Annotated in this window: 9 protein-coding genes; 6 read left to right on the forward strand and 3 right to left on the reverse strand. The window is 76.1% G+C overall.

Annotated features, from left to right (window positions below):
* Positions 1 to 482 precede the first annotated feature (482 nt).
* Both CAE01nite_RS04440 and CAE01nite_RS04445 read right to left on the reverse strand, forming a co-directional pair.
* Positions 483 to 815: an STAS domain-containing protein gene (locus CAE01nite_RS04440; protein ID WP_146900573.1), complete on the reverse strand. Its 333-nt coding sequence runs from the start codon at positions 813 to 815 to the stop codon at positions 483 to 485.
* Between the two features lie 118 nt (positions 816 to 933).
* Positions 934 to 1,359, reverse strand: coding sequence for an STAS domain-containing protein (locus CAE01nite_RS04445; protein WP_186816416.1), 426 nt, complete (start codon positions 1,357 to 1,359; stop codon positions 934 to 936).
* 94 nt (positions 1,360 to 1,453) lie between these two features.
* Here CAE01nite_RS04445 and CAE01nite_RS04450 point away from each other — a divergent pair, with 94 nt between their 5' ends.
* The 6 genes from CAE01nite_RS04450 (at position 1,454) to CAE01nite_RS04475 (ending at position 6,325) form a co-directional block, all read left to right on the forward strand.
* Positions 1,454 to 2,539: a sigma-70 family RNA polymerase sigma factor gene (locus CAE01nite_RS04450; protein ID WP_246131003.1), complete on the forward strand. Its 1,086-nt coding sequence runs from the start codon at positions 1,454 to 1,456 to the stop codon at positions 2,537 to 2,539.
* On the forward strand, positions 2,536 to 3,441 hold the full coding sequence (locus CAE01nite_RS04455; RefSeq protein ID WP_246131004.1) for an STAS domain-containing protein: 906 nt from the start codon (positions 2,536 to 2,538) through the stop codon (positions 3,439 to 3,441). The genes CAE01nite_RS04450 and CAE01nite_RS04455 overlap by 4 nt, the downstream gene beginning before the upstream one ends.
* Positions 3,438 to 3,842 carry an STAS domain-containing protein gene (locus CAE01nite_RS04460; protein WP_146900582.1) on the forward strand — a complete coding sequence of 135 codons (405 nt, stop codon included), beginning with the start codon at positions 3,438 to 3,440 and terminating at the stop codon, positions 3,840 to 3,842. Before CAE01nite_RS04455 ends, CAE01nite_RS04460 begins: the two co-directional genes overlap by 4 nt.
* Positions 3,839 to 4,126, forward strand: a complete 288-nt coding sequence (locus CAE01nite_RS04465) for a phosphatase RsbU N-terminal domain-containing protein (RefSeq protein ID WP_146900585.1) — start codon at positions 3,839 to 3,841, stop codon at positions 4,124 to 4,126. The genes CAE01nite_RS04460 and CAE01nite_RS04465 overlap by 4 nt, the downstream gene beginning before the upstream one ends.
* Positions 4,127 to 4,206: 80 nt before the next feature.
* Positions 4,207 to 5,466 carry a DNA polymerase IV gene (gene dinB / locus CAE01nite_RS04470; protein ID WP_146900588.1) on the forward strand — a complete coding sequence of 420 codons (1,260 nt, stop codon included), beginning with the start codon at positions 4,207 to 4,209 and terminating at the stop codon, positions 5,464 to 5,466.
* Between the two features lie 487 nt (positions 5,467 to 5,953).
* Positions 5,954 to 6,325 carry a hypothetical protein gene (locus tag CAE01nite_RS04475; RefSeq protein ID WP_146900592.1) on the forward strand — a complete coding sequence of 124 codons (372 nt, stop codon included), beginning with the start codon at positions 5,954 to 5,956 and terminating at the stop codon, positions 6,323 to 6,325.
* A gap of 8 nt (positions 6,326 to 6,333) precedes the next feature.
* Here the strand turns inward: CAE01nite_RS04475 and CAE01nite_RS04480 are convergent, their stop codons facing one another.
* Positions 6,334 to 8,580 (reverse strand): sigma-70 family RNA polymerase sigma factor, encoded by a 2,247-nt coding sequence (locus CAE01nite_RS04480; protein WP_146900595.1) that lies wholly within the window; start codon positions 8,578 to 8,580, stop codon positions 6,334 to 6,336.
* Between the last annotated feature and the right edge of the window lie 471 nt (positions 8,581 to 9,051).

A 9,051-nucleotide genomic window follows, 5' to 3' on the forward strand; every position in this document is an offset into this window, starting at 1 on the left:
GCACGGATGTCGGCCAGGTCCTCCTGCCACCGCGCGCTGTGCGCCGTGGTGTCGAGGGCGTCCACCCCGGCCCCCGGGTGGTACGTGCTCTCGAACCCGGCCACGAACGTGCGCCCCACCGGCGGGAGGGGGTGGAGCGGGTGCGGCTGGCGGAGCGTCTGCGTGGGAGTCATGTCACCTGGGATCGGGGCGTGCGCGGGCGAGGGTGCCCGCGGACCACCTTCCGGATCCTTGGTGGGCGCCACCACGGGTGGCGCCGTCCTCCGACCGTACCCCGGATCGCCGCGTTCCGCTGGTTGGACCGATGTCCACATGCTGAACTCGGGGCCCTGTCCGCGCCCGTGCCGGGCTGCACCGGGGCAGGTGACGCGGCGATCGACCGCGCGCCGTTCACCCCGGGGCGGGCGGGTCGGGACGTCCGCACCCGGGGCGCGCCGCCGGTGTCCCGAGGCGAGCCGCGCGCCGTGCGACGCGGGCGGTGCTCAGGTCGCGAGCGCGGTCTCGAGCGTGGGGTGGATGGTGAAGAGCCGGGTCAGCGCGGTGATTCGGAAGACCTTCATGACCCGTTCCCCGGCGACGACGAGCTGCATCCGCCCGCCCCGGACGTCGGCCTTCTTCCGGGCGGTGACCAGCACGCCCAGGCCGGTGGAGTCGAGGAAGGTCACCCGGGACAGGTCCACGACCAGGTCGCGGCCGGCCTCGACGGGCGGACCGAGGTGGTCGCGCAGGAGGCCGACCGTGTGCACGTCGATGTCACCGGCGACGTGCACCACGACGTGGTCGCCGTACGTCGTCGTGCGAGCCGAAGCGTCCACAGCGCTCTCCCGTCGTCCGCCGTCCCCGATCACGTCCCGTTATCGTTTCGTAACCTAGCGGGGTTGTCGCGTCGCGGTGCGCCGACGCCCCTGCGGGCGCCGCCGGACCAGCCCGCCGTCACGGCGCGGGGTGGTGACGTGGCTCGGGCAGCAGGGCGGCCTCGACGTCGTCGTGCACGCGCAGGACCCGGTCGAGCGAGGAGATCCGCAGCAACCGGACGACGCGGGAGTCGCACACGACGACCTCCAGGTGACCCTGCCGACGCCGGGTGCTGCGCAGTGCCCCGACCAGGACGCCCAGCCCGGTGGAGTCGATGAACGTGACGGCGCGCAGGTCGACGACGAGGTCGACGAACCCGGAGCCGACGGCGTCGGCCAGGGCGTGCCGCAGGCGTGCCGAGGCGTCGAGGTCCAGGTCGCCGCGCACGTGGACGACGACGGCGTCGCCGCGCGCCTCGGTGCTGATGGTGCAGGTCGTGGTCGGTCCTGGGTGCGGCCGCAGTGAGCGGCCGTGCGGCTCAGCGGGTGGGCGGGTCGGCGGCACGTCGGGCTCCGGTGGTCGGGTCGCGGGGGAGCTGGTGCCATGAAGACGTCGCGAGCGCCGGTGCATGACGTGGGCACGGCGTACATTCCCAGACGTGAGCGTGACGGAGCCGTCGGGTGCCGACGCCGTCCCACCGGGTCATCCGGAGGTCTCGGCGCTCATCCCGATCGTCCGCCGGGTGGTGGGCTCGCGGGTCACCGACCGGACGGTGGCCGACGACCTGGTGCAGGAGACGCTCGTCCGGGTCCTGGCCGCGGAGGGCCGGGTCGAGGCCGGGATGCTCGAGTCGTACGCCATCGCGACCGCCCGCAACGTGGTCGCGTCGATGTGGCGGCTGCAGGACCGCGCCCGCCGCAACCAGCACCGGGTGGTGGACCTGCGCCCGCCCCCGACGCCGGACGAGGACCTGCTCGCGCGCGAGGAGCAGACGGCGGTCGTCCGGGCGATGGCGCGGCTGTCGCAGCGCGAGCGGGAGCTGCTCCTGGCGCACGAGGTCTCCGGCCGGGACACCCGCACGCTGGCCGACGAGTCGGGGTCGAGCGCCGGCGCCGTGGCGGCCCAGCTCAACCGCACCCGGGCACGGCTGCGCGTGGAGTACCTGCTCGCGGTCGAGGGGGCCGAGCCACCCACCGACCGGTGCCGTCCGGTGCTGCTGGCGCTGTCCAGCGGGGACCGGCGGCGCCAGCGCGAGGTCGACGCCGACCGCCACGTCGTGGAGTGCGAGCTGTGCGCCCGCCTCAGCAACCCGCTGCTCGAGCGGGGCCAGCCGCGCGACGACGTCGTGCGCATCCCGATCCGCACCGACGCCGACATCGTCGCGGCGCGCCGGGCGGCGCGGGAGATGGCGGCGCGCCAGGGGTTCTCCAGCACCGACCTGACCGTGGTGGCGACGGCGGTCTCCGAGATCGCCCGCAACATCGTGCGCTTCGCGAACGCGGGGGTGCTCGTGATCGAGCTCCTCGAGCGACCGCACGCGGGCGTGCGCATGGTGGCGATGGACAACGGACCCGGCATCCCGGACGTCGAGCGGGCGCTGGCCGACGGGTACAGCACCTACGACGGCCTGGGGCTCGGTCTGCCCGGGGCGCGTCGCCTGATGGACGAGTTCGCGGTCGCCTCCGAGGCGGGCCGTGGCACGACAGTGACCATGACGAAGTGGCGCCGAGGAGGACGACCATGAACACCGAGACGACCCTGTCCGATGCTGCGGGGGACTTCCCGACCCTGGACCGCCAGGACGAGGAGCAGCTGCTGCCCCAGCTCGTGGCCCACCTGCGTGAGCACCGCACGCGGCTGCGGCAGGAGTGGGCCGGGCGCATCGGGGACACCCGCCTGCTGCACGCGATGACGCCGCAGGAGATGGCGGCCGAGACGACCTCCGTCTACGACAACTACGTCGAGGTGCTGGAGACCGGCAGCGTCGAGGCGCTGCAGCGCTACGCGCGCGACCTGTCCGAGCGCATCATCCCGCGGGGCGTCGAGACCCACGAGGTGGTCGGGATCGTGCTGCTGCTGCGCGACGTGCTGGCGCGGTCGCTCTTCGAGAAGTACCAGCGGGACTTCGGTCTCCTCAACCGGGTGCTGGACGCCTACGAGCCGGCGGCCAACCGCATCGCCAACACCGTGGCCGTCAGCTTCGTCGAGGAGCGCGAGCGGGTCATCCGCCAGCAGCAGGACGCCATCCGGGAGCTGTCCACCCCGGTGCTCCCGGTGCGCGAGCGGCTGCTGATCCTGCCGATCATCGGGGTGCTGGACCGCGAGCGTGCGCGCCAGCTCACCGAGCAGCTCCTCACCGGCATCCGCACGCACCGGGCGAAGGTCGTCGTCATCGACATCACCGGCGCCCCCGCCGTGGACGCGACCGTGGCCAACCACCTCGTGCAGACCGTCGACGCGTCACGCCTGATGGGTGCGAGCGTCATCATCACAGGGCTCTCGCCGGAGATCGCCCAGACGCTGGTGACGCTGGGGGTGGACCTGTCCAAGATGAACACCATCGGCGACCTCCAGGGAGGTCTCGAGGAGGCGGAGCGCCTGCTGGGCTACACCGTGACCCGGCAGGAGGCCCCGGCGCCGCGATGAACCAGGACCCGGCACTCGTCTCGATCATGCGGCAGGGGCCGTACCTGATCGCGTCGATCCACACCGCGCTGGACGACTCCCAGATGGTGCGGTTCCAGCACGACCTCGTGGACAAGATCGGCCGGCACCGGTCCCGCGGGGTGATCATCGACGTGGCGGCGCTGGACGTGCTCGACTCGTTCGGGTCCAAGACCCTGCGCAACATCGCCGAGATGGCGCGGCTGCGCGGTGCGCAGACGGTGGTGGTCGGGATCCAGCCGGACGTGGCGCTGGCGATGGTGCTGCTCGGGATGGGCACGGTCCAGGTCGAGACGGCGCTCGACCTCGAGGAGGGACTGGCCTACCTGGACGACGCCGTGGCGCCGCGGGCGGCGGTCGACGCCCGCGACGGCCGGCCGTGAGCGAGCTGGACGACCTTGCGCGCAGCTACCGGGTGGGGTTCCTGCGCTACCTCGCCCGGCACGAGGAGTCCGCCCTGGCCAGCGGGTACGAGCTGGGGCGCTCGGCGGTCGTGGAGGGGCTGAGCCTGCTGGAGCTGGCCCGCGTGCACCACGAGGTGCTGCTCGAGGCGCTGCAGCGGACGCCCGCGGAGGACCTCGCCGCCGTCGCCACCGGTGCCTCGGAGTTCCTCCTCGAGGTGCTCGCGACGTACGACATGGCGCAGCGCGGGTTCCGTCCCGGCTGACCGGCGAGCGGGGCGCGGTGCCGGGCCCACCGCGCTGTGGAGGGACACACGTTCGAACATGTGTTCGATACCATGTCCCCATGCCGGACCTGGGCGCCACGATCCTGCACGCCGACCTGGACGCGTTCTACGCGTCCGTCGAGCAGCTGCTCGACCCCGCGCTGCGCGGTCGTCCCGTCGCGGTCGGCGGCGGGCCGGGCGGCGGCGTGGTGCTCGCGGCGTCCTACGAGGCCAAGGCGTTCGGTGTGCAGGGTGGCATGGCGGGATGGCAGGCCGTACGACTGTGCCCTCGCCTCACCTTCGTGCGCGGCCGCTTCGGGGAGTACCAGCGGCTGGCGGACGCCGTGATGGCGGTCTTGGCGGACGTCACGCCGGTCGTGGAGCGCATCTCCATCGACGAGGCGTTCCTCGACGTCTCCGGCGCCGTGCACCTGTTCGGCCCGCCGGACGTCATCGGCGCGCTCATCCGGCGTCGCGTGCGGGCGGAGATCGGTCTGCCGATCTCGGTGGGTGCGGCGCGGACCAAGCACCTGGCGAAGATCGCCTCGCAGGTCGCGAAGCCGGACGGGCTCGTGGTGGTCCCGCCGGGGTCCGAGCGGCAGTTCCTGGACCCGCTGCCGGTGGAGCTCATCTGGGGGGTCGGTCCGGTCAACCGCCGGCGGCTCGCCGAACGCGGGATCCACACGATCGGTGAGCTCGCCCGGACGCCGTCGTCGGCCGTGGAGCGCATCCTCGGGCAGGCGGTGGGGCACAAGCTCAGCGCGATGGCGCACGACGAGGACCTGCGCCGGGTGGAGACGGCGCACCGGGCCCGGTCGGTCGGCGCGCAGTCGGCGCTCGGCCGGCGCAGCGCGGAGCCCGCGGAGGTCAGGGCCGTCCTGGCGCACCTGGCGGACCGGGTGTCGCGGCGCCTGCGCGCCAAGGACCGTGCCGGGCGCACGGTCACGGTGCGGGTGCGGTTCACCGGGATGCGGTCCGTCACCCGGTCGCACACGCTCGCCCAGCCGGTCGCCACGACCCTGACGCTGACGGAGGTCGCCGAGCGACTGGTCTGGTCGGCGATCGGCGACGCGCCGGCGCCGTGCGAGATCACCCTGCTGGCCGTCTCGGTGTCGAACCTGACCGCGCAGCCCGTCATCCAGCCCGAGCTCGACCTGCCGCCGCCGGACCCGTGGCGGCCGGGGTCCGCCACGGGCGCCGCACGGCGGGCCGTCGACGGGTCGATGGACGCGATCCGGACCCGGTTCGGCGCCGACGCGGTCGGCTACCTGCCCGCCGTGATGGGGCGCGGGACCGCCGTGCCGGACGAGTTCCGCGAGCTCGCCGAGCACGAGCTGTGACCGGTCCGGGGCCGCCACCGGTCATCGGGAGTTGTCCCACCGTTCAGCCCCGGTCGTCCGGCTCGCCGCCTGGCGCGCGCAGCATGGTCTCGCGGGCGTGCCCGGCCGCACCCGGGCAGCTCAGCCGGGAGCGTGCCGACGTGGGCAGGCCCGACCACGACGTCAGGAGTGACCGATGCAGCGCAGGGCGATGGGGGCGGACCGGGGACGGACCGCCCCCGCGGGTCCGGTCGTCGCACGCGGGACCCGTCCCCCCGGAGGGGGACGGCACGCGCCGGTCGCCGGGTCGGTCGCGGGGTCGGTCGCGGGGAGGCCCGCCGGGCCGGGAGGACCGCTCGGGGAGAGGCCCGCCAGGCAGGGAGCACCGGCCGAGGGGGGGCCCGCCAGGCCGGGAGGACCGGCCGCGGGGTCGCCCCCCGGGCAGCGAGGATCGGCCGCGGCGAGACCCCCCGGGCAGCGGGGAGCGGCCGCAGTCGCGTGCGCCCTCGTGGACGCCGCGGCGCAGACCCTCCTGGTCGGCGCGGCGGTCAGCGCCGTGGCGCTCCTGATCTACCGCGGTGGCGCGCTCGCCGGCGTCGGCTGGGTGGTCGCCCTGGCGGCCGCGGGCTTCACGCTCGCCGCGCTGTGGGCAGCACTGTCCGGGGACGACGAGCCGGGGACCGTGCCGTCGACCGGCTGGTGGCTGACGACGTTCGCGCTGGCCAACTCGCTGGCGGTGACGTCGCCGGACCTGTGGGTGCGGACGGTGGTCGTGCTCGCGCTGCTGGGGATCCTGGGACTCAGGTTGACCGCCGCGGCGCACCCGGTCGGGGCCGGGCACGAGCCGGGCGGCGAGCCGGACCTCCGGCACGCCGCCTGACGGCGGGGTCAGTCGCCGCGGCGGCCTCCGCCGTTGCCGTTCCCGCCGCCGTTGTTCCCGTTCCCGTTCCCACCGCCGTTGTTGCCGTTCCCGTTGCCGCCGCCGCCGCCGTTGCCGTTGCCGCCGCGGTTGTTGCCGTTGCCGCGACGGTCGTCATCGTCGTCGTCGTCGTTGTCGTCGTCGTCGCCACCGTTGCCGGGGCCGGGCACGTCCGGCGCCGGGACGACGGGGACCGGCACGGGTGCCGCCGGCACGGGGACCGTGACGACCGGTGCGGGCGGTGCGGGCGCCGGGGCGGGTCGGGCGGGTGCCGGCGCGGGCACCGGGGCGGGTCGCGCGGGTGCCGGGGCAGGCGCCGGGGCAGGTCGTGCGGGTGCCGGGGCCGGGGCGGGTCGGGCCGGCGCGGGAGCGGGGCTCGCCGGTGCGGGGGCGGGGGCGGCCGGAGCGGGAGCCGGTGTCCTGGCGGCCGGGGTGGACGGAGACTTGGCCGCGGGTGCCGTCCTCGCGGTCCCGGTCGACGGCGCGCTGGACTGCGCCGCGCCCGGGGCGCCGGCGGGGGTCCCGGCGGGGCCGGCGGATGCGCCGGTCGCGCCGGCGGGCGAGGCGCCGGTCGTGCCGGTCGCCGTGCCGGTCGTCGTCGTCCCGGCCGTGCCGGTCGTGCCGGTGGTGGGCCCCGTCGGCGCGCCACCGCTGGGCACGGCCTCGTCCGAGCCGGGGGTGGGGGACGCCACCCCCGGCTCGGTGACGCCGAGCGCCCCGGCGGAGGTGCCGACTCCCGTGCGAGCGCGGTCCCCGGGCGGGGACGTCGGCGAACCGGTCCGGTCGGTCGGTGCCGGAGTCGAGGTGGAGCTCCGCGACGCGCCGTCGTCGGCACGGTCGGCAGGAGCGCCCCCGTTCGCCGCGGTCAGGCCGAGCGCGACGGCGACCAGCGCGACGGTGGCCGCCGCCGCGAGCGCGTCCACCGGGCGGCGCGAGGTCACGTCCGCGAGCCGGGCCGCCGTCGGGCGCACGCGGCTCCACCTCGCCGAGCCGGGCCAGGTCGAGCCCGCGGCGGCGGGCGCCGCCGCCGTGAGCGGCGCGCCCGGGCGCCCGGTGGGAGCAGCACCGCCGACGGGACGCGTCACGAGAGTGCCCGGTGCCGCTCCGACCTTCGGCGTCGGGGCGGTCGACGCGGTCCGCGTCACGGATGCACCCCGGACGGCGGGAAGGGCGACCGTGGTGGCCGCGGCGCCCGCCGCGGCTGCGTCGGTCGCGGCCGCGCCCACGACTGCGGCGCCCGCCACTGCGGCCCCGGCGACCCGGGTCGACGCGGCCGCGGGTCCTGCGCTCGTCGCGACGGCTCCCGTCGTGGCGGCTCCGGTCGTGGCGGCTCCGGGCACGACGGCTCCGGTCACGACGGCTTCCGTCGTGGCGGTGCCGGCCGCCGGTGCCTCGGTCGTCACGCCGCCGGCCGCGCCGCCGAAGCCCACCCCGCGGATCGCGTCCACACCGGCCGCGCCGAGCACGAGGGGGGCGATGACCGAGAGCAGGCCGTGGTTGCCGTCGCGCAGGTCGGCCATGACGGCGCGGCACCGTGCGCACCGCTCGAGGTGCTCCTGCATCCCGACCGTCTCCCGGGCGCGCAGGCTCCCGCGGATGTACGCGCTGAGCCGGTCCTCGGCCCACACGCAGGCGTCGTCGATCGGGGGGACGGCGTGCCGGGTCAGCGCGGCCTGCCGCAGCCCTTCACGGGCGCGGGCGACGACACCGGCCACCGCGCTCGGCGACATCCCGAGGACCGGGGCGACCTCGGCGGACGTCAGGCCCTCGACCTGCGTGTACCAGAGGGCGGCCTGCGACTGCGGCGGCAGCGAGCCGAACGCGTCCAGCACGATGTCCCGCTCGACGGCGTGCTCCACCGCGTCCCGGGGCGACTCGACCACGGTGGGCGCCTGGGACGTGCCGTCGGCTGCCGGCTCCACGGGGTGGTGCAGGGAGCGGGTCCGCTCGGCGACGCGGTTCACCACGGTCAGCACGTACGGACGGAAGGCCACCTCGAGGCCGGCGTCCGTCTGCAGCGCCGCGAGCACCCGGTCGAAGGCATGGGCGACGACGTCCTCGACGTCGGTGTCCGGGTCGGAGTGCCGCCGGGCGACGGCGTGTGCCGCCGGTGCGTGCCGCTCCCGCAGGGCGGCCCACGCGTCCGGCTCCCCGTCGCGCGCACGGGCCACGAGCTCGTCGTCGCTGCGCACGCCGGCGCCCACAGTGATGGTCATCGAGCTCCCTCAACCAGCGGTGGATCGCCGTAGGTCCGGTGAGCCCGGACCTACGACCGCGGGCCGGTCTCGTAGCCCGCCGGAGCCCGTCCGTCGTCCGGGCCCGCACCAGGCTCGCATGCCGCCTACGCCATCGCACCCATCGAGGCGGCCTTCGGGCGCCCTGGAGCGGGTGAAAACGCTCGACCGGGAGGAGGAACGCGCGCTGCCCGACCCTCGCGGAGCCGTGGAGGAGTGGTAAGCCGCTCGACGGCTCGCCGCAGCCGCGGTGCGTCCGGCCGGCGAGGTGGGCCCGCCGCACGAGGTCCCGGCCGCAGCGGGCCGGTGCGGGCGGGGTCAGGTGGCGTCGCCGCGGGCGGCTATCGCACCTGCCCGGGCGGGCCACCGGCACCGGGAGGGCCGTTGCCGTTGCCCGGGGGGTCGCCCGGCCGTCCGTTGCCGTTGCCGTTGCCCGGGGGGTCATCGGGCCGT

It is taken from the genome of Cellulomonas aerilata (genome assembly GCF_007991755.1).
GTDB lineage: Bacteria > Actinomycetota > Actinomycetes > Actinomycetales > Cellulomonadaceae > Pengzhenrongella > Pengzhenrongella aerilata.